Origin of the sequence: Streptomyces spiroverticillatus, from assembly GCA_014650415.1 — a bacterium.
Taxonomy (GTDB): domain Bacteria; phylum Actinomycetota; class Actinomycetes; order Streptomycetales; family Streptomycetaceae; genus Streptomyces; species Streptomyces spiroverticillatus.
In genome coordinates this window covers 86,269-107,592 of record BMUX01000008.1, presented here as the reverse complement: position 1 = coordinate 107,592, position 21,324 = coordinate 86,269, and the positions used below count along the sequence as shown (strand labels likewise).

General features: G+C 72.5%; 18 protein-coding genes. 9 read left to right on the top strand and 9 right to left on the bottom strand.

The annotated features are described in order from the left end of the window. Positions 1–82: 82 nt before the first annotated feature. Positions 83–1,387, top strand: coding sequence for a GNAT family N-acetyltransferase (locus tag IE269_RS22145; RefSeq protein ID WP_318299658.1), 1,305 nt, complete (start codon positions 83–85; stop codon positions 1,385–1,387). Positions 1,388–1,409: 22 nt separating this feature from the next. Here the strand turns inward: IE269_RS22145 and IE269_RS22140 are convergent, their stop codons facing one another. Beyond that, positions 1,410–6,431: a hypothetical protein gene (locus IE269_RS22140; protein ID WP_189824823.1), complete on the bottom strand. Its 5,022-nt coding sequence runs from the start codon at positions 6,429–6,431 to the stop codon at positions 1,410–1,412. 128 nt (positions 6,432–6,559) lie between these two features. Between IE269_RS22140 and IE269_RS22135 the strand changes: the two genes are divergently transcribed. Beyond that, positions 6,560–7,921 (top strand): esterase/lipase family protein, encoded by a 1,362-nt coding sequence (locus IE269_RS22135; RefSeq protein WP_189824822.1) that lies wholly within the window; start codon positions 6,560–6,562, stop codon positions 7,919–7,921. Between the two features lie 48 nt (positions 7,922–7,969). On the opposite strand, the gene IE269_RS22130 is transcribed toward IE269_RS22135, so the two are convergent. From IE269_RS22130 to IE269_RS22115, 4 genes are all read right to left on the bottom strand, one after another. After that, complete coding sequence (locus tag IE269_RS22130) at positions 7,970–8,542, bottom strand: dihydrofolate reductase family protein (RefSeq protein ID WP_189824821.1); 573 nt, start codon at positions 8,540–8,542, stop codon at positions 7,970–7,972. 143 nt (positions 8,543–8,685) lie between these two features. Further along, a complete protein-coding gene (locus tag IE269_RS22125) occupies positions 8,686–9,435 on the bottom strand; it encodes an SDR family NAD(P)-dependent oxidoreductase (RefSeq protein WP_189824820.1) in 750 nt (249 codons plus the stop codon). Next, positions 9,432–9,788 carry a hypothetical protein gene (locus IE269_RS22120; RefSeq protein WP_189824819.1) on the bottom strand — a complete coding sequence of 119 codons (357 nt, stop codon included), beginning with the start codon at positions 9,786–9,788 and terminating at the stop codon, positions 9,432–9,434. Before IE269_RS22120 ends, IE269_RS22125 begins: the two co-directional genes overlap by 4 nt. Positions 9,789–9,825: 37 nt before the next feature. Continuing rightward, a complete protein-coding gene (locus IE269_RS22115) occupies positions 9,826–12,021 on the bottom strand; it encodes an ATP-binding protein (protein ID WP_189824818.1) in 2,196 nt (731 codons plus the stop codon). Between the two features lie 118 nt (positions 12,022–12,139). On the opposite strand from IE269_RS22115, the gene IE269_RS22110 reads away from it, so the two are divergent. The 3 genes from IE269_RS22110 (at position 12,140) to IE269_RS22100 (ending at position 14,631) form a co-directional block, all read left to right on the top strand. Continuing rightward, positions 12,140–12,982 carry a hypothetical protein gene (locus tag IE269_RS22110; protein WP_308436973.1) on the top strand — a complete coding sequence of 281 codons (843 nt, stop codon included), beginning with the start codon at positions 12,140–12,142 and terminating at the stop codon, positions 12,980–12,982. A gap of 122 nt (positions 12,983–13,104) precedes the next feature. Then, positions 13,105–13,713: a GNAT family N-acetyltransferase gene (locus tag IE269_RS22105; RefSeq protein WP_189824817.1), complete on the top strand. Its 609-nt coding sequence runs from the start codon at positions 13,105–13,107 to the stop codon at positions 13,711–13,713. A gap of 81 nt (positions 13,714–13,794) precedes the next feature. Next, complete coding sequence (locus tag IE269_RS22100) at positions 13,795–14,631, top strand: CYTH domain-containing protein (protein WP_189824816.1); 837 nt, start codon at positions 13,795–13,797, stop codon at positions 14,629–14,631. Here IE269_RS22100 and IE269_RS22095 read toward each other — a convergent pair. Together IE269_RS22095 and IE269_RS22090 are read right to left on the bottom strand one after the other, a co-directional pair. After that, entirely contained in the window at positions 14,625–14,918 is a 294-nt protein-coding gene (locus IE269_RS22095) for a hypothetical protein (RefSeq protein ID WP_189824815.1), read from the bottom strand. The two genes, IE269_RS22100 and IE269_RS22095, sit on opposite strands and share 7 nt — an antisense overlap. Further along, positions 14,915–15,478 (bottom strand): RNA polymerase sigma factor, encoded by a 564-nt coding sequence (locus tag IE269_RS22090; protein WP_189824814.1) that lies wholly within the window; start codon positions 15,476–15,478, stop codon positions 14,915–14,917. The genes IE269_RS22095 and IE269_RS22090 overlap by 4 nt, the downstream gene beginning before the upstream one ends. Positions 15,479–15,774: 296 nt before the next feature. On the opposite strand from IE269_RS22090, the gene IE269_RS22085 reads away from it, so the two are divergent. From IE269_RS22085 to IE269_RS22070, 4 genes are all read left to right on the top strand, one after another. Further along, on the top strand, positions 15,775–16,521 hold the full coding sequence (locus IE269_RS22085; RefSeq protein ID WP_189824813.1) for a hypothetical protein: 747 nt from the start codon (positions 15,775–15,777) through the stop codon (positions 16,519–16,521). Positions 16,522–16,673: 152 nt separating this feature from the next. Next, positions 16,674–18,026: an esterase-like activity of phytase family protein gene (locus tag IE269_RS22080; protein WP_189824812.1), complete on the top strand. Its 1,353-nt coding sequence runs from the start codon at positions 16,674–16,676 to the stop codon at positions 18,024–18,026. Positions 18,027–18,147: 121 nt separating this feature from the next. After that, positions 18,148–19,356: an RNA ligase gene (locus tag IE269_RS22075; RefSeq protein WP_189824811.1), complete on the top strand. Its 1,209-nt coding sequence runs from the start codon at positions 18,148–18,150 to the stop codon at positions 19,354–19,356. A 3-nt stretch (positions 19,357–19,359) separates the two neighbouring features. Continuing rightward, entirely contained in the window at positions 19,360–20,397 is a 1,038-nt protein-coding gene (locus tag IE269_RS22070) for a phosphatase domain-containing protein (protein ID WP_189824810.1), read from the top strand. On the opposite strand, the gene IE269_RS22065 is transcribed toward IE269_RS22070, so the two are convergent. Further along, positions 20,382–20,528, bottom strand: coding sequence for a hypothetical protein (locus IE269_RS22065; RefSeq protein ID WP_189824809.1), 147 nt, complete (start codon positions 20,526–20,528; stop codon positions 20,382–20,384). The two genes, IE269_RS22070 and IE269_RS22065, sit on opposite strands and share 16 nt — an antisense overlap. A gap of 88 nt (positions 20,529–20,616) precedes the next feature. Next, on the bottom strand, positions 20,617–21,273 hold the full coding sequence (locus IE269_RS22060; RefSeq protein ID WP_189824808.1) for a GOLPH3/VPS74 family protein: 657 nt from the start codon (positions 21,271–21,273) through the stop codon (positions 20,617–20,619). Positions 21,274–21,324: the final 51 nt, after the last annotated feature.

Genomic DNA, 21,324 nt, shown 5'->3' with positions numbered 1-21,324 from the left:
ACAAGACGGAGGGGACGGTTGAGACACGGCTCACGGCGGCGTGCCGAAATTGGCTTGCCTGTCGCCGTGAGGGGCGGTTCCCATGGGCGCCATGGTGACCGAGATCCGACCGCCGCGTCCGGACGAAATGACGTCGTACTACAAGGCCCTGCCCTTCGCGAACGGTTTGCCCCAATGGGAACCCGCGAACGCCGCCTGGCACGGCGGCCCCGAGCCCTGGCCGCCGCAGCGCTCCCCCGCGAGCGCCGAGCAGCTCGCGGCCTGGGCGCGGGAGGACCTCGCGGACCCGGACTTCCATCCGGTCGGCGCCTTCGTCGACGGGGCCTGCGTCGGCGCGTCCGCGACGATCACCTTCGCGGTGACCGTCCCCGGCGGCTCCACGGTGAACATGGCCGGTGTCACCTCGACCGGAGTGCTCGCCACCCACCGCCGGCGCGGCCATCTGCGCGCGATGATCCAGGCCATGTTCGACTCCGCCCTGGAGCGGGGCGTTCCGCTGGCGATGCTGAGCGCGAGCGAGGGCAGCATCTACGGGCGGTACGGATTCTCGCCCGCGACCTACCGGGTCCGCTGGGAGCTGGCCCGTCACGAGGCGGCGCTCGTGCCGGGCGAGCCGGACCCGGGGTCGCTGGAACTGGTCGACGCGGCCGTGGCACGCCAGGCCTGGCCCGCCGTCCACGCACGCGTACGGGCGCAACGCGTGGGCGAACTGGCCCCGCGTCCGGGCCGCTGGGACGGCCTCTCCGACGAACCGGACGGCACGAACGGCCCGCTGCGCTACCTCGTCCACCGCGACCGCACCGGCGAGATCGACGGCATCGCGCACTTCCGTCTCCCGTGGTCCACGACCGTGGCCGGGGCCGGAACCCTGGTCGTGGAGGCCCTGGAGGCGGCGGACCCGGCGGCCTACCGCGCCCTGTGGTCCCTCCTGATCGACTTCGACCTCACCAAGAAGATCGTGGCGCACACCCGCCCGCGCGACGAACCCCTGCAGTGGCTGCTCACCAACCCGCGCGCGATGCGCATCACCCGGCAGACCGACAACCTGTGGGCCCGGTTGCTGGACGTACCGGCCGCCCTGACCCAGCGCGCGTACGACACGTCCGGCGACCTCGTCTTCACCCTGGACGACGACCGGATGTGCCCGAAGAACAACGGGACCTGGCGCCTGCGCGCGGATGGCGGCGAGGCGACCTGCACCCCGACCGACCGCCCGGCGGACCTGACCCTCACGGTGCCCGCCCTCGGCTCGCTCTACCTGGGCGGGATGTCGCCCCGCGTCCTGGCGCAGGCGGGGCGCATCACCGAGCACGCGGCGGGTGCGGTGGGGCAGTTGGGCCGGATGTTCCGCACGGATCCGGAGCCGCACAACTCCTTCGGATTCTGAGGGCTGGCGGGGACTGCGGGGATCAGTCGTCCTCCTCCAGGAAACGGCGCCACCAGTCCGCCCGCTTGTCGCCGATCTTCTCGTAGTGCTCCGCCACCCGGCGGGCGGCGGCGACGCTGCCCGCGCAGGCGGCCCTGATCATGAGGTGGTTCGAGCCGTACGGGTCCCAGCCGGCCACGGCCTCCGCGTACAGGTCGAGGGCCGAGCCGGCGTGGGCCGCGTCCGACTGCCACTTCTTCGCGGCCTCCGCGTCGCCCTTCCTCCTGGCCAGCTCGGCGAGCGGGCTGTACGCGTCCGCGAGGCCCTCGGCTGCTGCTGCCCGCAGGTGGGCCTCGGCCTGCTCCGGGTCGCCGCCCGGGCCCGCCAGGTCCGTGCCCAGCCTGATCCGGGCGTAGTTGCTGCCCTCCGCCGCCGCCTGCTCGCACCACCGGCGGGCGCCCTCGACGTCGTCGGCCTGGAGCGCGAACTGCGCCAGGAACAGCGCTGCGTCCGGGTCGCCGCCCTCCGCCGCCCGGCCCATCAGGTCCCGGCTCGCTGTCAGGTCGCCCGTCCGTGCGGCGAGTTGCCCGAGGATCGTGGCCGCCTCCGGCACTCCGGCCTCCGCGACCTCGTGCAGCAGCCGGCGCGCGGTCCCGGCGTCACCCTGCCGCAGCGCCTGTGCGCCCGACTCGTAGAGCCTGCTCAGCGGCAGCCGGTCCGCCGGGTGGCCGTACTCCGGAATCCGGGCGAGGTCGAGCACGCCCAGGCCACGGGGTCCGCCGAAGGCCAACAGCCTTCCGTGGGCCGCGAGTCTCTGCACCGGACCGTCCACCGGCACGCACAGCAGCGGGCGTCCGTCGCTGGGGTCCCACACCCGCAGGGTGCAGTCCGCGCTGGTGGTCACCAGCACCGGCCCACCCGGCCCGGGGCGGGCGACGATCAGTTCGGTGACGTGGTCGTCGTGTCCGCGCAGTTCGCAGTGGAGTGCTCCGGTGCGCGGATTCCAGATCTGGACGCGCGAGCTTCCGGTGGCGGCCAGCAGTTGCCGTCCGAAGGGCAGATGGAGGTACTCCAGCATGCTCACGCCCCAGAACATGGTGGGGCAGGTGAAGCGGGCCGACGGCCGCTCGGCGCGGTCGGGGGCTTCCGCGTAGTGGCGGACCGTGCCGCTGTGGTCCCCGGACGCCCATACTCCGCCGCCCCACGGCAGCGTTCCCTCGGCGAGGGAGGTGATGTCGGTACTGCCGGGGACGGTCCTGTGCACGGTGGTGGACCTGGCCAGGTCGGTCACCCACAGTTCACCGTACGGAAGGCCGGAGGCGTAGTTTTCGCGGGCGCTCACGAAGGCGGGCGTGCCGCCGGTCTCGGTGAAGGTCAGCAGCTTTCGGTCCACGGCTTTCCCGGTGTTCAGGCGCACGAGGGCCTTCGGGCTCGACATGACGATGTCGGTGTCGTTCTCGGGGTCGCTCCCGGTGCTGACCACCGTGACCTGGCTGTCGGAGCGGAGATTCTTCAGTGTCCGGATGCGGCCGTGGTGCGGCGGCGCGGTGTGCGCCACGGTCGCCCCGGTGCGCAGGTCGCGCCAGTGGATGCCGCCCTGCGACTCCGTGACGGCCAGCAGGGGATCGCCGTCCTCGGGTGCATAGCAGGCCAGTTGGGCTCGGTGCGCCGGCTCGTGCGGTGCGTACGGTGGAGGCGCCTCGGGTATGTCCCACAGCCTGGCCGTGTCGTCGACACCGCCGCTGACCAGCACCCTCGTTCCGTCGCCGAGCGGGGCGGTGGCCAGGGCCTCGAAGTGGCGGGCGTGGCCGGGGAGCGTCGCGTAGGTACTGCCGTCGAGTTCGTGAAGGTGGATCGCGTCACGGCCGGGCCCGAGGTCGTGGCGGAGCGAAGTGGCGAGCAGCGGCCGGCCGTGCGGGCCCAGGAGCGCGGCCAGGGCGAGGATTTGGCCGCCCATGTCGAACTCAAGGACAGGCGTGGACAGTTGCGGGTCCCAGACCAGGAGACGGTGGTCGTCTCCCCCACTGGCGAGCAGGGTCCGGCCGTCCGGCCAGGGCACCGTCGCGAGGGCGCGGACCGACTTGTCGTGCCCCTCCAGCACACTGTGGGCGGTGCCGTCGGGGTGCCAGAGGCGGAGGTCGCAGAGCCTGCCGGTGCTGACGAACACCCAGCTGCCGTCGGGGAGTTGGAGAGAGGTGACGGCCGTCACCCCGGCGCGGTCCGCCTCCACCTTGCGCGGCTCGCCGCACGGGATGCCGTCGGCGCCGATGTCCCACAGGGCCAGTCCCCCGTCGAAGCTGCCCACGGCGAGCACCAGGCTCCCGGCCTCGTCGCGGGCCCAGGCGAGCCCGGAGACGTACTGCGTGTGCCCGGTCAGGGTGGCCAGGCACCGGCCGTCGCGGACGTCCCAGATCCGCACCTCCTTATCGTAACCACCGCTAGCAAGGAGCGAGTTGGCCATGGCGAGTGCCTGGAGGGAGCTTTCGTGGCCGACCAGCAGCGCGAGCGGCAGCCCGGTCCTGGTGTCCCAGAGGCGCAGGCGGCCGTCGCCGTCCCCGGTGGCGAGCACGGGCTTCCCCTCGTCCGTGAGGCCGCCGGCCAGGGCGTCCACCCGGGCTTCGTGTCCGAGCAGGGTGCGGTGGAAGGCCGCCGTCACCCGGGGCTCGCTCCACAGGGGCGTCCAGGTGGGACGTACGGTGAAGGTGAGCCTCTCCAGCAGTTCCGGTGCGTTCTGGGCGGCGGCGGTGAGCAGGATCGCCGCCCGCTCCTCGGGGGTCCGGTCGGTGAAGTGGTGGACCGTCCGCAGGTAGAGCCGGAGCAGCGCGGCCCCGGCGGGCGGCCTGCCAAGCAGCTCGGTGAGGCGGCGCGGCTCGGCGTGGATCAGGAACTCCGGGTCGGCGGCGAGACCGTACAGGGCCCCGGCGGCGGCCGCGTGCGCGGACAGGTGGCGGTGGAGGTAGGGGTTGGCCTCCGCCCAGCGGAAGGACCAGGCGGACTCGGCGTCATCGGCGCCGGAGCCGGTGTGGAGGTCGCCGATCGGGTGGAGCAGCGCCGCCACGAGTCGCTGCTGTACGTCGCGGACGGCCGCCGCATCCGGGGCCGACCGCTGCCGCAGGTGGTCGGAGAACGTCCGGTGGTACAGCCGGTACACGGCCTGGCCGTCCTCGCCCGACTCGGTGACGTAGTGGCCGACGCGTGCCAGCAGCCGGTCCACGTCGGCCGCGGTGTAGACAACTCGATTGCGGGCGACGGCAGTTGCCACGGCGGGCCACACCGTGTCGCGCGGCATCCCCGCGCCCTCCGCCCAGGCGAGCGCCGTCAGCAGGTCGCGGACGGCGGTCTCCGTGTCGCCGAGCCGGGCGAGGTCCGCGTCGAATGCCGCCGCGGCCCCGCCGCCGATCAGGGCGCGCAGTTCCTCGTCCGGCAGGTCGTCCGGCTGCGGGAGCTGTACGAGGCGGCGGGCGGCGATCCCGGCGAGGAGGAAGCTCTGCCCGCTCGCCCCGGCCACCCGGCGGGCGAGCCGGGCAGCGGCTTCCGGCTCCGCCGCGTACGGCGATCCGGGAGCCTCCGCGAGGCGCCGTCGAACGTACGCCTCGATGTCCCGGGCGGAGAGCGGGTCCTCGTCCAGTACGGCGAGTTCCTGCGGCGCCAGGTGCCACAGGAGCGAGCCGGGGGCGGTGTCCGGGGCCCGGCCGGGGCGGTCGGGCCTGGTGCCCACGAGTACCTTGACCCCGGGGACCTGGGCCAGCGGCCTGAGCAGGTCGGTCGCGAGTGCGGTGACCGCGTCGGGCCTGGCCTCGTCCAGGGCGTCGACGACGATCCGTACCGGCCGGGCGAGCCCGGAAACCGCCTGGACGAGGTCGGCGGTGCGCAGCCAGCCCCCGGCGGGCTCCGGCAGGCCGAGGCCGGCGGCGACGGCGGAACGGCAGTCCTGGAGCGACCTGCTCTTCACGGTGACCGCGATGTCCACCGTTCCGACGTCCGGCACCGTGCCGGGCTCGGCGTCCACCAGCACGCCTGCCCTGGCGGCCAGTTCGCGCAGGTGCGGGACGGCCAGGGTGGCGATGCGCCCCAGCACGGCGGACTTGCCGCTGCCCGGGCTGCCGGTGACCGCGAAGACACCCTGCCCCGGCTCGTCGAGCCAGGCGACGATCCGGGTGAGCAGGTCGGTGCGGCCGCTGAAGTACCAGCCGGGATCGTCCACTTCGGTCGCTTGGCCCGTGTGTCCGACGCCTCGGGCGGCGCGGACGAAGTGGGCGCGCAGTTCCTCGTCGATCAGGGACAGCCAGTGAGCCCTGGTGCCGGCGTCCGCGCCCGGCATGCCGGGCGTCCACAGGGGGTTGGCGAAGAAGCGGCCGGCGTTCTGGTGGCTGAGGAAACCCAGGTCGGGTCCGTCCTCGCCCATCGCCTCGCAGAGGGCGTCGAAGACGTCACCCGCGCCGACCTGTGCGCACTCCGCACCCCAGTCGGGATGGGGGACGGCGGGGCCGTACCGGAGGAGGTCGGCGAAGACCTCGGCGAAGCTTCCTTCCACGGCCGGTTCGAAGGGGCCGCAGGAGGCGATGACGTCGATGCCCTGACGGCGTCCGGTCCTGCCGCTCTCGCCCCGGTAGGCGCGGATCAGGGTTTCCGCGAACTCGGCGGCCTGCGCGCCCGCGTAACACGTGTCGAGTACGACGACGGCGCGCCGCACCCCCCAGTGGCGCAGCTTGCGGGCCAGGTCGGCGGCGCTGATCGCGGTGGAGCCGTCGAGGATGCCCTGGCGCGGGCCGGGGGTGTCGCGGACCAGCAGGAAGCCGCCGTCGGGCAGGAGTTGGGCGTGTCCGGTCCAGAACAGCAGCAGCTTGTCGACGCCGTCGGTGGACAGCCCGTTGAGCTGGGCGTTGACCTCGGCGTGCGGCCCGCCGTCGCGGAGGCGGGGCAGCACGGTCCGGAAGCCCGCCCGCTCCAGGGCTTCGCCGACCCGGGCCACGGCGTCCGGCACGTGTGCCAGCCGCTCGTACCCGTGGTCGTACTCGGCAATCCCCACCAGGAGTTGAGCACTCCTCGTGCCGTGCTCGTTCATCGGCGCCCCCGCTCCGCTGTCAAGCTCTGCCCCTGCAAAGGCAGTTGACGGCAGTATGGTCGATCATCCGCATGCCGGGGCCCAGTTGGCGGGAACTTCCCGGGCGGAAAAGGGACCCAGGAGGGGCCGTGGCGGTACGCGCACAGCTGGAGGATCTGGTCGTCGTGGTCCCCGGGATCACGGGGAGTGTCCTGGAGCGCGACGGGCACGAGTTCTGGAACCACTCGCTGAGCGCGTTGGCGCACGCGACGCCCGCCCGCAAGCTCGTACGGAACCTGCGGCTGGCCCCGGAGCCCGGCGCGCCGGACGGTGTGCGCGCGACCGGCCTGGTCCGGGGAGCGCACCTGCTGCCCGGCCTGTGGGGCATCGACGGGTACGGGCCCCTGCTCTCCTACCTGCGGCGGACCTTCGACTTCTCCGGCGGGAACCTGGTGGAGTTCCCGTACGACTGGCGGCTGTCCAACGCCGTCAACGCCGCCGCGCTCGGAAAGGTCGTGGAAGGGGCGCTGACACGGTGGCGGGAGGCCTCCCGCAATCCGGACGCCCGGGTCACCTTCGTCTGCCACTCCATGGGCGGCCTGCTCGCCCGCCACTACCTGGACGTGCTCGGCGGCTCCGAGGTGACGCGGCGGCTGGTCACGATCGGCACCCCCTTCCAGGGTGCGGCGAAGGCCGCCGACGTGCTGTGCCGGGGCCTCGCCCCGGAGGCGCGGGCGCGGCTCGGCCGGTTCGGGCGGGTGCTGGAGGAACTCACCGACGTGGTGGGCGAGTTCCCTTCGCTGTACGAGCTGCTGCCGACGTACCGCAGTGTGACGGGGGCCGACGGCGAGCTGCGCCGCCTCGGCGAGAGCGCGGCCCCCGGCGTGGATTCGGCACGGCTGAAGGGGGCGGAGGACTTCCACCGGGGGATCGGCGGGGCTCCGGCGGGCTACGAGATCGTGCCGTTCGGCGGGCACCTCCAGCCGACGGTACAGAGTCTGCGGGTGGACGCGCGCGGGGTGAGCCCGCTGCGGTCCCTGGGCGGCGAGGACGTGGGCGGCGACGGGACCGTGCCGCGCTTCTCGGCTGCACCGGCGGGGACCACCAGCGAGGCGGACATCCGGTCCTCCGCCGCCCGGCACGCCGCGCTGGCCTCGCCGCGCAGCTTCCACCTCGCGCTGCACGGCGTGCTGACGGCGGGCGATCCCCGCCGGTTCATGGCGCCCGGCGAGGAGTTGGCACTGGACTGCGGCGGGCTGGCGGCGGTCGGCGCACCCCACCCGGTCGCGGTGGAGGCGCGGGAGGAACGTCTCGTGCTGACGGTCCGGGCCGAGCACCTGGAGAGCAGGGAGGCCCTGCCCCCTGTGCCCCTGCGCAATGCGGGCGAGGGCCGGTACGAGGGCGCGCTCGTCCCGGACCGGCCGGGTGGCTGGCGGATCACGGTGGAGGCGCGGGCGGGGCTGCCGGTGGTGGCGGTGAGCGAGTTGGTGCTGGTGGTGGACGGGAGCTGAGGGGGCCAGGCCCGGGAACGGCGAGCCGGGCCCCCTCCGCCCCCCGCCTCAGCGGACCACGTCGAAGACGTTCTTCTGGATGCCGTTGGCGTACGCCTCGTGCTCGACCAGCTTCAGCTTCTGGGCGTCCTTGTCGGTGGTGCTGAACAGGCGCTTGCCCGCGCCCAGCAGCAGCGGGAAGACCAGGAGGTGGTAGCGGTCGACCAGGTCCGCGTCGGCGAGGGCGCGGGTGAGGGTGGCGCTGCCGTGGACGATGATCGGGCCGCCCTCGGTCTTCTTCAGCGCGGCGACCTCGTCGAGGGTGCGCAGGATCGTCGTGTCGCCCCAGTTCTCGACCAGGGCGTCCTCGGCAAGGGTGGTGGAGACGACGTACTTGGGCATCGTCTTGTACTCGGCGAACTCCGCCATGTCCGGCCACACCGGGCTGAACGCCTGGTAGCTGGTGCGGCCGAACAGCATGGCGGCGGCCTCCTGCTGCTCCCGGCCCTTGATCTCGTACGCCTCGGGCAGGAACTCCAGGTTCTTGAAGGTCCATCCGGCGTTGCGGTAGCCCTCCTCGCCGCCCGGGGCCTCGACGACCCCGTCCAGCGAGACGAAGGCGGTACTGATCAGCGTGCGCATGCGGTGACTCCCCTTGGCTGCCTTGGCGAAAGGGCACGTGCGTGCCCTTGTGCACATCGTTTCGGCACATTCTTGCGCGGGGAGCCGTCGGCGCGGGACGCATTGCCGCCGTTGCCGCGCCGGTGGGCATTTCACGCATGTTTTCAGCGCATGTAGAGACCGCCGTTGGCGTCCCAGCAGGCCCCGGTGACCGAGTCCGCGTGGTCGGCCGAGAGCAGGACGACCATGTCGGCCACGAACTCCGGGCGGCCCAGGCGGCCGAGCGGAATCATCGCCGTGGTCTGCGCCAGCTTCTCGGCGGGCACCGTGCGGTGCACGACCGGGAGGTCCTGCGGGCCGGGCGAGACCGCGTTGACGGTGACGCCACGGGGGGCCAGGTCGCGGGCGAAGACCTTGGTGAGGGTGGCGACGCCGCCCTTCGCGGCCGCGTAGTGGGCGCCGGTGGCGGTGCCGCCGTTCTGCCCGGCCAGGGAGGCGATGTTGACGATGCGGCCGTAACCCTGCTCGGCGAAGTACGCGCCGAAGACCTGGCAGCCGTGGAAGGTGCCGTTGAGGTTGGTGCCGACCACGGCGGTGAAGCTCTCCGGGGTGATGTCCATCAGGGACTCGACCTTGGAGTGGCCCGCGTTGTTGACGAGGATGTGCACCTGTCCCCAGCGGGCGGTCAGTTCGTCGCGGGCTTGGACGAAGGCGTCCTTGTCGCGTACGTCCAGGGCCAGGCCGACGGCGCTCTCCCCGGTGGGGTCGAGCTCCGCGGCGGCCTTCGCGGCGGCTTCCGCGTCGAGGTCGGTGAGGGCGACCTTGTGGCCCTGGGCGTGCAGGCGGGCGGCGATGCATCCGCCGAGGCCGCCCGCCGCACCGGTGACCAGGGCGACCCGCGCGGTCCCCGTCACTTGGTCACGTCCGGGAGGGGACGGCCGATGCGGGCCTCGATCTTCATGTAGCGCCACAGGCCGTACTCGCCGACCTGGACGGTGCGGAAGAGGTTGCAGGCGGCGGCGACCGTCTGCTGGTCGGGCACGTCCGCGAGGACGTAGCAGGTCCAGGGCCAGGAACCGGACGGGCCGACGAGGTGCTGGTCGTCGTCGATGGTGCCGAGCACCTGGACGCCGGGCAGCTCGTGGAGCTGACGGAGCATGGAGAGAGTGCCGTCCCAGACGGTCTTGTGCTGACCGGTGGGCAGGTCGAAGAAGTTCTGGTTGACGCCTATGCAGAAGAGGACGCGCAGGGGGGTGGTGGTGCTCATGGGGTTCGCCTTTCGGGGGTTGGGATTCCGGTACGGGTCAGAGGTAGCCGGGGAACGGGTTCGCGCCCATCAGGACCGCGCCCGCGCCGTCGTACATGCCCTCCTGGAGGAAGGCGTGCAGCGGCACCACGGAGGCGTCCCGCAGGTAGCGCTGCATGGGGCTGCCGTCGGCGATGGCCCGGATTCCGGCCGGTTGGTAGGTGGAGCGCACGACCTCGAAGGAGACCTTCGCCAGGTGGGCCGAGGCCAGCCGCAGCAGGCTCGCCTGGTGCGCGGACGGCGCGTCTCCCCGTACGACCGTCTCCCACACCTCCTCGGTCGCCTCGTAGAAGAACGCGCGCACCGAGCGCAGCCGGGCCTCCGCCTGGCCCACCGCGATGCGGTACGTCGCCCGGTCGGCGGCGACGGGGCCGCCCGTGTAGCCGGCCCGGCCGCCCTCGGTGATCACCTGGTCCAGTGCCGCGCGCGCCACGCCGAGGCCGACGACGGCCAGCACCTGGGCCGCGTACGGAACGCTCGGGTAGCGGTAGAGGGGCTCGTCGACGGTGGGTTCGCCGCCGCGCAGGAACGTCCACTCGTGCGGTACGTCGACGCCGTGCACGGCGAGGTCGTGGCTGCCGGTGCCGCGCATGCCCAGCACGTTCCAGTTCTCGACGATCTCGACCTGGTCGGGCCGCAGAAGTGCGGTGCGCGGGCGGCCGGTGCGGTCGTCGCCCGTCTTGATTCCGACGCCGAGAATGTCCGCTCCTTTGCAGCCGCTGGCGAATTTCCAGTGCCCGGACACCCGGTGTCCGCCGGGCGTCGATTCGGCGGGCTGGAGCGGAAAGAGACCGCCCGCGAATACGACGTCGGGCCCGTTCGCGTACAACTCCGCCTGGGTGTCGAGCGGGAGAGCCGCGAGATAGGTCAGGGCCGAACCGAAGCTGGCGACCCAGCCGGCGGAACCGTCGACCTCCGAGATGCGCTCGACGAGGTGCAGGAACTCGGCCGGGGGCAGGGGTTCCCCGCCGAACCGGCGGGGGGCGGCGGCCCGGTAGAGGCCGGCCTTCTTGAATTCGGCGATGGCGTCGCGGGGAATGTGGCGGAGGTTCTCGAATTCCTGGCGGCGTTCGGCAACGGTTTCCAGGAGGTGGGCGAATGCGGTGGTGCGGGGATTCGCTCGGGGGATTTCGTTCAGGGTGTGTGTCATGGGGTGCCCTTCGGTGGCGGGCGGGAGGCGGAAGCGGAAGGTGGCGCCGCGCGGCGGGTTGGCACCCGCCTCGATCTCGCCGCCGTGGCGGGTGATGATCCGGTGGCTGAGGGCCAGACCGATGCCGTGGCCGTTGCCCTTGGAGGTGAAGGCGCCGTCGAAGATGCGGTCCCGGTGCGGGCCCGGCAACCCCTGCCCCCGGTCGCGGACCGCCACTTCCGCCCAGCCGTCCCGCAGCCGCGTCCCGATCGTCACCGTGCGCTGGTCCTCGGGCCAACGGGCCATCTCCTCGATGGCGTTGAAGGCCAGGTTCATGACCACCTGGCCGATGAGGACCTTCTCGCAGTGGACGGGGAGCGGGTCGGGGGTGTGGTCCCAGTGCAGGGTCACCTCGTGCTGCTGGGCGCGCAGGTTGACGAAGTAGGCGCAGTCCGTGACCAGGTCGTTCAGGTCGGCCGACTGGCGCGATTCCTCCAGGCGTACGACGTACTCGCGCAGGCTCTTGAGGATCAGTGCGGCCCGGTCCAGTTGGCGGGTGGCGTTGTCCAGGCCCCAGGTGGGGTCCGCGCCGGTCGCCATCAGGCCCCGTACGCCCGCGAGGAAGTTGTGGGCCGCCGCGATGGGCTGGCTGACCTCGTGCGCGATGGCCATCGCCATGTCGCCCATGGCGTTGTAGCGGGCCAGGTGGTTGAGGTACTGGGCGTCGCGCCGGTGTTCCTGTTCGGTGCGGACGGTGGCGGTGATGTCGTGGAAGAGGAGCAGGGTGCCGCGCAGGTCGTTCTCGATGGCGATGTACTGGCTGCGCGCCGCGAACCACCGGTCCGGGCCGCCCTCCCCGTCCGGGACCGCCAGCCGGTAGCGGGTGTCGGTGGGCTGCCCGCCGCGTCCGCCCCGCGTCGCGGCGGCCTGGACGTCGCGCAGGACGGCGGCCGAGTCGGGGGCGAGGAGGTCGCCGAAGTCGGTGCCGAGGAGGGCGTCCGGGTCGCGGTCGAGCAGCGTAGCGGCGGATTCGCCCGCGAAGAGGACCGCGCCGTCGTCGGACACGGGCACACCTTGGCAGGGCGCGGCACGGGGAGGCCAGTGCGTTTCACGAAACCCAGGGGCGGTCCGGCGCGTCGGAAGGTCGGAGGCATCCCTGCCTCCCGGGGCGGGAGGAGCACGCGTGCGCGGCAGACGGTCAGGGGCTGTGGTGATGGTGCTGGTGGGAGTGGCGGGGTGCGGCGGAACCGACACGGACGAGGCGGAGGCCATGGCGCAGCGGGCGCGGGAGGTAGCCTCGGCGTGGGACGGTTCGCCTGCGGCGGCGGCATGGCGGGAGGGCTACCACCCCTTGGCGGAGGCGGTGGAACTGCCCCGGGGCGGCTGGCGGAGCCGACGGGACGCCCAGGCGTACGCGGAACGGGCCCTGGTGCTGCGGGGCACCCTGCCCGTGGTGCGGCGGGAGGAGGGGCGGGTGGTGTGGGCCGCCGGGAAGGGCGAGACCGTACGGCCGATGCGGGACGCGCGCGAGACGTACAAGGCACTGAGCGGGGGCACGATGACGGGCCGCCCGCAGCTCAACGTCACCGGGGTGCGGCTGGGCGAGATGACGGTGACGACGAGTCGCGGGGCGGCGGTGGTTCCGGCATGGCTGTTCCAACTGGAGGGCTATGCCACCCCGCTGAAACGGGCAGCGGTCGTCGCGTCGGACCTGCCCCGCTCACCGATCGCGGAGGCGGAGAACGTCCCCGGGAACTCGCTCCAACGCGTGATCACAGTCGACCCCGACGGCCGGTCCCTGACCGTGGAGGCGCTGCACGGGGCGTGCGACGGGGGGCCGGCGGTGGCGGTGCTCGAGACAAGGGGCAGCGTGGTGCTGTCGGCCTCGGTGAGGCCGGGGAAGGGGGATCGCCTGTGCACGAAGCAGGGCAATCTGAAGAAAGCGACGGTGCGGCTGAAACGGGCGATCGGTGACCGCGTCCTGCTGGACGGCAAGACCGGACGCCCGGTGGGAGCCGCGACCTAGCCCACTGCGGGCACGGGCCCCGCGCCCCCCGGCGGGGCCGCTGAGGCGTGCCCCGTCAGGGCCACCGGCCGAGCCCAGACCCCCCGAAGTCCCCGCAGATCAGCGGTATGCAGAATGGCCCCATGCCGAAAACGATCACCCCCGAAACGGCAACCGCCGCCCACGCCGCGCCCATCAGCCGCACCCTCGCCCGTGCCTTCGTCGACGACCCGATGATGCTGTCGTTCTTCACGGACGACGCCACCCGCGAAGACTCCCTCGCCCGGTATTTCAGCACCCTGTTCACCCGGCAGTACGTCTTGCACGGCCTGTGCGAGCGCACCGACGCCGCTGCGGCGTTCTGGGTGCCGGCCGAGGCACAGGAGAAGGCCGTCCCGGATGCGGCGACCATCGAGGTGCTGACCGGCATACTCGGCGAGCGGGCCGCACAGTTCGGCGCCGCCGTGGAGACCGCCGCGCACCACGCCCCGCAGGAGCCGCACTGGTCGCTGGCTCTGATCGGCGCGGACCCGGAGGCCCGTGGCCAGGGTCACGGCTCGGCGCTGCTGCGCTCGGGCCTGGCGCAGGCGGACGCGGCGGGGCAGCCCGTGTACCTGGAGTCGTCCAAGCCGACGAACATCCCCGTGTACGAGCACTTCGGCTTCCGCGTGCGCGAGGAGTTCGACCTCCCGGGCGGCGGCCCGACGCTGTGGGGCATGTGGCGCGAGCCGCAGGAAGCCACCGGGAAGTAAGCACCCGGCGGAGGCTGTTGGACGCCTGGGGTTCATCCACTCCTCGCCCCGGGGTCATGCGGCCCGTTGATCATCGGCCGCATGACCTCCCTCACCAAGGCCCTTCCCAAGGCCCTCCCCCTCGCCCTCGCCGTCTCCGCCGCGCTGCTGGCCCCCGCCGCCCCGGCCCACGCCGCCGAACCCTCCGTCTCGTACGAGGTGAAGATCAACCTCACCGCCGCCGCGCTCGACGGCTCGCACGCGCCGAGTGCGGCGGTGCGCAAGGCCTTCGGCATCACCGGTTCCGCCAAGGCCCGTTCGTACAGCTACTACGACACGGACGACCGCGCGCTCGACGCGAAGGGCTGGAGCGTGCGCCTGCGGCACAAGGACGGCTCGTCGTTCGAGGAGACGTACAAGAAGCGCTTCCCCGTGACGAACGGCGACATCGACGCCGCCCTCAGCACCGCCCGCGCGGCGGGCTTCGACAGCGCCGACTCCTCCTACAAGACGGAGGTCGACTGGGGCTACGCCAAGCAGACCCTCAGCTTCAGCAACGAGAAGAAGCGCAGCGCCAAGGACTACCCCGGCACCGCCCTCCCGTCGAACGACACCGGCCGCAGCTGGCTGGTCGCCGACGCCCCCGGCAAGCTGAAGGACGCGACGAACGCCCTGACCGCCTCCCGTGCGCACGGCCCGGTGACGGCGAAGGTGTACGGCGGTGCGTGGGGCGCCTCCGACGACGCGAGCGTCGAGGTGCTGCCGGTGGTCGGTGCGGGCGGCACCGGCACGGAGTACGTCGTGGAGCTGTCCTTCAAGACGGACTCCCGTACGGCCGCCGCCGACCTGCACCGGGAGTCCGTCGCGGTCGCCGAGGCCAACGGGTGGCTGTACCGGGGCGACATCCTGAAGACGCAGCTCATCCTCGACCGCTACTGACGGACGGGGGTCCGGGGGCGTTTCTCCAGCGTGCAGACCCCGTCCGCACACTGTCGTTCCAGCCGGCCCCGCGAGACCGTCTGCGCCAGGCCCACCGCCCAGCAGGTCGGGCAGCCCCGGAAGGCGACCAGCGCCAACGGGGCTGCCAGCAGGGCGACCGGGCCGACGACGGGCACGAGGGCGAGTGCGCCCCCGATCAGCGCCAGGCCGATCGCGCCGCGCGCCAGGTGGCGCGGGACGGACTTGCTGGCGAAGTCCGGTGCGGTGGTGGTGGTCCGGGTGCTCACGGTCGTACCTCTCCCTCTGCTCGTTCTGCCGACGCCAGCTCCTGGCGCAACGTCGCCCGCGCCCGGTGCAGCCGGGACTTCATCGCCGCCGTGCTGAGCCCCAGTGCGTGGGCGACCGTCCGGCCCGGCAGGCCCTGGAGGTCCCGCAGGACCAGGACCTGCCGCTGGTCGGGCGGCAGCGCGCCGACCGCCGCCGCGATCCGCGCCACCTCCAGCCGCTGGAGCACGGCCTCCTCGGCGGACGGCCCGGCGGACTCGGCCGGCGCCTCCTCACTCCGCACGGCGAGCATCCGCAGCTGCCGCAGGCACTCGTTCCGTACGATCCGGAACATCCACGAGGCGAGCGCCCCGGTCGCCCGCAGGGTGCCGATCTTCCGGTACAGGATGATCAGCGCCTCCTGCGCGGCGTCCTCGGCGTCCTGCGGCGAGGCGCACAACGACAGGGCGAACTTGCGCACATGGGGCTGCGACTCCAGCACGACGGTGGTCAGCGAGCCGACGTCACCACGCTGGGCGGCCCTGACCAGCCTCTCGTCGGGCCAGGTGAACCGGGATGTCACGGGCTGCTCCCCTCCACTGCGACCATGTCAGCCCCGCCTGCCGTAGCGGCGCACCAGATGCCAGCTGCACGCGCCCACGAGCAGGACGCCGACCACGATGCCAGTGATCACCACGGGTGTCTCCTTCTGTTTCCACCGGCCCGTCCGGCCGGATGCACAGACAAGAGGCGGCGGGCCCCGAAAAGGATTCATCGGCAGGTCCGCCGGGAGGTCCGCCGGGAAAGGGAGTTGCCAACTCCTCGACCAGGAGGCTGAGTTGCCCTGACGCAGCACCCATGCCGAGCGGAGATCACATCATGACCGCACAGCTCCCCCTCTCCTACGACGCGTTCGTCGCGCTCGCCGTCGCCGATCCGTCCGTGGTGGGCCTCGTCCTCAAGGGGTCCCGGGCCCACGAGGGCATGGTGACCGGGCATTCCGACCACGATCTGTACGTCGTCCTCGCCGACGGCACCGGTCAGCAGGCCACCGGTCTCACCCGGTACGCCGGGCACCGCACCCCCGAGCTCGACCTCGTCGTCCTCTCCCTCGACGCCTTCCGCAGGGTCGGCATGCCGGGTTTCGAGCGGTACGCCCTCGCCCGCGCCCGAGTCGTGCTCGACCGGCTCGACGGAGGCATCGCCCGGCTGCTGGCCGACAAGGCGAGGCTCGGCGTGGACGAGGCGTTCCGGGAGGCGGGCGAGTGGCTCGACGCGTACGCCAACTCCCTCTACCGCTCGGTGAAGAACGACCGCGACGGGCACGCCCTGGCCGCCCGGCTCGACGCCGTCGACAGCGTCCGCTTCCTGCTGGAGCTGCTCTTCGCCCTGGACCGGCGGCCCCGCCCGTACAACAAGTACCTGGAGTGGGAGCTGTCCCGCTTCCCGCTGCCCGGCTGGGAGACCGGCCCGCTGCTCCACGCCGTGGACCGCATCTCCCGTACGGGTGACGTGCCCGCCCAGCGCAGGCTCTTCGCCCGCGTCGAGGCGGCGGCCCGGCGGGCGGGGCACGGGGCGGTGCTGGACGCGTGGGGCGAGGATCTGTTGCTGATGCGGCCCCAATAGTCAGTCGACGGGCTGACGCGTGCGTTCACCCAGGGATTGCCCCTACGTCATGTACGCGTCGCCCTTCGTTGCGCGCCGCCGCCGATCATGGCGCTGTCGCCGTGGACTTCCACCATGCGCGAAGTGAGCAGAAGTCCGAGGGAGTTGTACTCATGAATCCGCGCGCCCTGCGTCGCCCCGCCGTCGCCGCCGCCGTCGTGCTGCCGCTGTCCACCGCGCTCGCGCTGACCACCGTGGTGGCCTCCGCCGACGCGGCCGCCCCGACGCGGCACCGGCCGGACACCGCGCGGGTCGTGTCGACGGCGACGCTGCCGGACCTTCCGCTCGGCAAGTTCAGCAATCGTCTGCTGCCCGGCACCGTGAAGGACGACCGCGGGGTCGACCTCGGCGGCATCGGCAGCGACCTGTACCCGGCCGAGCGGCGCGGTGAGTACTGGACGGTCACCGACCGCGGGCCCAACGGGCAGATCGAGATCGGCAAGGAGAAGCGGCGCACCTTCCCCGTGCCCGGGTTCAACCCGGCGATCGTGAAGATCCGCGCCGTGGGCGGGCGCATCGAGGTGCTGCGCGCGATCCCGCTGACGACGTCGAACGGCTCGCCCGTCACCGGCCTGCCGAACCAGCAGGGGCGGGACGAGGCCCCGTACAACTTCGACGCCTCCAAGCCGCTGACGTACAACCCCAACGGCCTGGACACCGAGGGCCTGGTCCGGGACCGGGACGGCAGCTTCTGGCTGGTCGACGAGTACGGGCCCTCGCTGGTGCACGTGTCGCCGCGCGGGCGGGTGCTGGAGCGGCACGTGCCGAAGGGGCTGAAGCTGAGGGGCGCCGGCTACCCGGTGATCGAGTCGCTGCCGTCGGTCTTCCTCAAGCGGAAGCTCAACCGGGGCTTCGAGGGGCTGGCGCTGCTGCCCGGCGGGGACCTGGTCCTGGGGCTCCAGAGCCCGCTGCTGAACCCCGGCAAGGAGGCCGGGGAGGAGTCGCGGGCGACCCGCCTGCTGCGCTTCTCGCCCCGGAAGGGGAAGGTCACGGCGGAGTACGTGTACCGGTTCGACCCGGTGGGCGTCGTCGAGCCCGGCCAGAAGAAGACCTCCGAGCTGAAGCTCTCCGCCCTGGTGGCGCTCGGCGGGGACCGGCTGCTGGTGCAGGAGCGCACGGACAAGTCGGCGCGGCTGCACGAGGTGCGGCTGCGGCCCGGCAACGACATCCTCGGGACGCGGTGGGAGTCCGCCGCGAAGCCGTCGGTGGAAGAGCTGCCCGATCCGGCGGCAGCAGGCGTCCCCGTCCTGTCCAAGCGCCTGGTGATCGACCTGAACACGGTCAAGGGCGTGCCCGGCAAGATCGAGGGCGTCGCGCTGGAGGGCTCGAAGACGCTGGTGCTGCTCAACGACAACGACTTCGGCATGACGGACGGCCCCGCCGCCTTCGACGCCAAGGGCCGCCTCGTCGACAGCAACATCGAGACCACCCTCGTCCGGGTACGCCTGCCGCACTCGGTGCGCTGAGCCCGCCCCTCTTCCCGCCGCGCCGGACCGCGCAAACGGTCCGGCGCGGCGCACGCATAATCACTTCCACTCGGATCATCGGACAAGAGAAGATGCGGGGGACCTCGACAGGAGCGATCCCATGTCTTCCACCCGCCTTCGTCTCGACCACCTCATGCAGCCCGACGACCTCGCCAAGGCCGTCGAGATCGGCCACGTCACGCGCCGGACCCACCCGGAACTGCCGCTGTCGATCTACGCGTACACCCGTTCCTGCCAGTACGAACAGGCCTGGACGGACGTCACATCGCGCTGCCGCGGACTGGTCGTCGACGACGAGACGGGCGAGGTGGCCGCGCTGCCGCTGCCCAAGTTCTTCAACGCGGCCGAGCACGCGCTGGACCGCCCGTACGCGCCCGCCCTGCCCGACGAGCCCTTCGAGGTGTACGACAAGGTCGACGGCAGCCTCGCCATCGTCTTCCACCACTCGGGCCGCTGGCACGTCGCGTCCAAGGGGTCCTTCATCAGCGAGCAGGCGACCTGGGCGGGCCGCTGGCTGGCCGGCCAGGACACCGGCCGGCTGGTGCCCGGCACGACGTACCTCGCGGAGATCCTCTACCCCGAGAACCGCATCGTCGTGAACTACGGCGACCGGCGCGACCTCGTCCTCCTCGCCGCGTACGGCCCCGACGGCACCGAAGTGCCGCTCGCCGAGGCCGCCGTGGCGTGGGAGCCGATCGGTTCGGTGGTACGGGTGTGGCCCGCGATGCCCCTCGCGGAGCTGGTCGGGCTGACCTCCTCCAGCACCCTGCCCGGCGGCGGCGCCTCCACCGGCACCGACGCCGAGGGCTTCGTGATCCGCTTCGCCTCAGGCCTGCGCGCCAAGGTGAAGATCGCGGAGTACGTGCGGCTGCACCGCATCCTCACCGGGATCACCGAGCGGGACATCTGGCGCGGTTACGGAATCCAGCGCTTCCGGGACGCGGGCCGCGCGCCGAAGCTGGTCGCCCAGGCGGTCGGCGCGTCGATCGCGGAGGCGACGAGCGCGACGCCGCTGGACGACCTGCTGGAGCAGGTGCCGGACGAGTTCGACGCGTGGGTGCGCGGTGTGATCGAGCGGCTGGAGGCTGCCCTCGCGGACCGCGAGCGGGCCATCGACGAGGCGTATGCGACGATCTCCCACCTCGGCGGCGACCGGGCGGCCTTCGCCCGCGCCGCCCAGGCGCTGCCGGACCGCGCGGTGAAGGCCGCGATGTTCCAGCGGCTGGAAGGACGGCCGACCGACCTCGTGGTCTGGCGCGCGCTGAAGCCGGTGGCCGCCGACCCGTTCAAGACCGATGAGGACAGCTGAACCATGCCCGACACGACCGACCGTGAGGCCCCGGAGCCTGTGGCCTCCGGGGCTCCCGAGGCCCGGACGCCCGGGGCGGACGCCCCCGCCTCCCCTTCCCGCCTCCCCGTCGTCCACGTCATGACCGGACTCCCCGCCTCCGGCAAGACCACCGCCGCCCGTGTCCTGCAGGCGGAGGCCGACGGCGGTATGCGGCGGGTCAACCTGGACGACCTGCGCGCCATGCTCGACCTGCCCGCCAAGCGGGAGCGCGACGAGTCGCCCGAGGGCCGAGCCCGGTCCTGGGCGCGTGAGCAGACCGTGCTCGCCGTCCAGGACGAGGCGATCCGCGCTGCCGTCCACGGCGGCTTCGACGTGGTCGTCGACAACACGCACCTCACCCCGCACATCCCCAAGCGGCTGAAGGCCGCCGTGGCGGGGCAGGCGACCTTCGTGGTGCACGACTTCACCGACGTACCGGTGGAGGAGTGCGTACGCCGCGACGCCGCCCGCGCGAACCCGGTCGGCGAAGACATCATCCGCATCCTCGCGGACAAGCACGCCAAGGCGACCAAGGGCGGCTGGCGGCTCACCGACGCCTGGTTCAACGACCAGGTGGAGGTGACCCCGTACGTCGCGGACCCGGCCCTGCCCTCCGCCGTGATGTGCGACATCGACGGCACGCTCGCGCTGACCGGCGACCGGGGCCCGTACGACTTCACGCGCTGCGGGCTCGACATCCTGAACCCGTCCGTGCGGGACGCGTTGCTCGCCTTCCGGCAGACGCACGGCGACACCCTCGTCCTGCTGTCGGGCCGGGGCGAGGAGTTCCGGGAGCAGACCGAGGAGTGGCTCAAGGCCAACGACGTACCGTACGACGAGCTGTGGATGCGGCCCGCGAAGGACCAGCGGCGCGACGACGTCGTCAAGGCCGAACTGTTCGACGCGCACGTCCGCGAGCGGTTCGCGGTACGGGTGTCGCTGGACGACCGGGACCGGGTGGTCGAGCTGTGGCGGCGGATGGGGCTGCCGACCTGGCAGGTGAACTACGGGAAGTTCTGAGCGACGGAGGCTCCGGGGACGGGCCCGCCCGGGCGGGGCGGCGGTGCCTCCGACGTCATGATCCACACCACCGTGGCGATCGAGAGGCAGAGGGCCACGATGGCCACGACCGCTATGACGGCTCGATTCACGGGACGCCCTTCCGCTTGGCTGCGGTCAATCCTGCCTTGACGGGCTGCGGGTGTCTCCGGTGCCTCTCTCGGACGGGCCGCTGTCGGCTCAGGCGCCCCAGCCGCCGCCCACGGCCCTGCTCGACAGGTACGAGTCGCGCAGGGCCTTGCGGAGGCCGGGGACCAGGTGGTCGTCGTAGTACGAGGCGTAGGACTTGAGCGTCTCCCGGTGTTCGCGACGGTCCTTGGCGGTGAACACGCTCGTCACCTCGACCTCCGCCGCGAAGACTCCGAGAGTCAGCGCGTCCACCGGCACCGAACTCGGTCCAGCGCCCTTCAACACCGGTTCGAGCACGGCCTGTTGGAGATCGAGAACCTGCTGCGGGTCCTGGACGTAGACCCGGTCGAAGGGCAGCACGCCGAGCTTCTTCTGCCGCTCGACGGTGATGGCCCCCGCCTCGGCGAGCTGTTCGCGGACGGGCTTCTCGGCGGTGGCCGCCTTGTTGTGCACGAACTGCAGCCAGCTCTTGGCCGTATCGGCGGGCAGGTCGTGCCAGACCTCGGCGAGGAATGCGTCGTCCTCGGGGGCGGTACCGCGCCGCCGGACCTTCTTCCCCTGGGCGCTCAGGAGCCCGGCGCGGGCCAGTTCGTGAAGGGCGGCGGCGCGCAGCAGTTGACCGCGGCCCTGGAGGTTGGTGAGCTCGAACTTCTCCTTGTCGACGGTGTAGCAGAGCAGGTAGAGCCGCTGCGGCAGGGTCAGTCGCATCTTCCGGCCTCCGGGTGTGGGGAGTTGCGGCGTGGTGGGCGCTGTGGGGAG

Bases quoted from the DNA above. Each gene is read 5' to 3' on its own strand.
- IE269_RS22145 (WP_318299658.1), top strand. From the start codon at position 83: ATGGGCGCCATGGTGACCGAGATCCGACCGCCGCGTCCGGACGAAATG.
- IE269_RS22070 (WP_189824810.1), top strand. From the start codon at position 19,360: ATGCCCGACACGACCGACCGTGAGGCCCCGGAGCCTGTGGCCTCCGGG.
- IE269_RS22080 (WP_189824812.1), top strand. From the start codon at position 16,674: ATGAATCCGCGCGCCCTGCGTCGCCCCGCCGTCGCCGCCGCCGTCGTG.
- IE269_RS22130 (WP_189824821.1), bottom strand. From the start codon at position 8,542: ATGCGCACGCTGATCAGTACCGCCTTCGTCTCGCTGGACGGGGTCGTC.
- IE269_RS22085 (WP_189824813.1), top strand. From the start codon at position 15,775: ATGACCGCACAGCTCCCCCTCTCCTACGACGCGTTCGTCGCGCTCGCC.
- IE269_RS22120 (WP_189824819.1), bottom strand. From the start codon at position 9,788: ATGAGCACCACCACCCCCCTGCGCGTCCTCTTCTGCATAGGCGTCAAC.
- IE269_RS22140 (WP_189824823.1), bottom strand. From the start codon at position 6,431: ATGAACGAGCACGGCACGAGGAGTGCTCAACTCCTGGTGGGGATTGCC.
- IE269_RS22075 (WP_189824811.1), top strand. From the start codon at position 18,148: ATGTCTTCCACCCGCCTTCGTCTCGACCACCTCATGCAGCCCGACGAC.
- IE269_RS22060 (WP_189824808.1), bottom strand. From the start codon at position 21,273: ATGCGACTGACCCTGCCGCAGCGGCTCTACCTGCTCTGCTACACCGTC.
- IE269_RS22100 (WP_189824816.1), top strand. From the start codon at position 13,795: ATGACCTCCCTCACCAAGGCCCTTCCCAAGGCCCTCCCCCTCGCCCTC.
- IE269_RS22105 (WP_189824817.1), top strand. From the start codon at position 13,105: ATGCCGAAAACGATCACCCCCGAAACGGCAACCGCCGCCCACGCCGCG.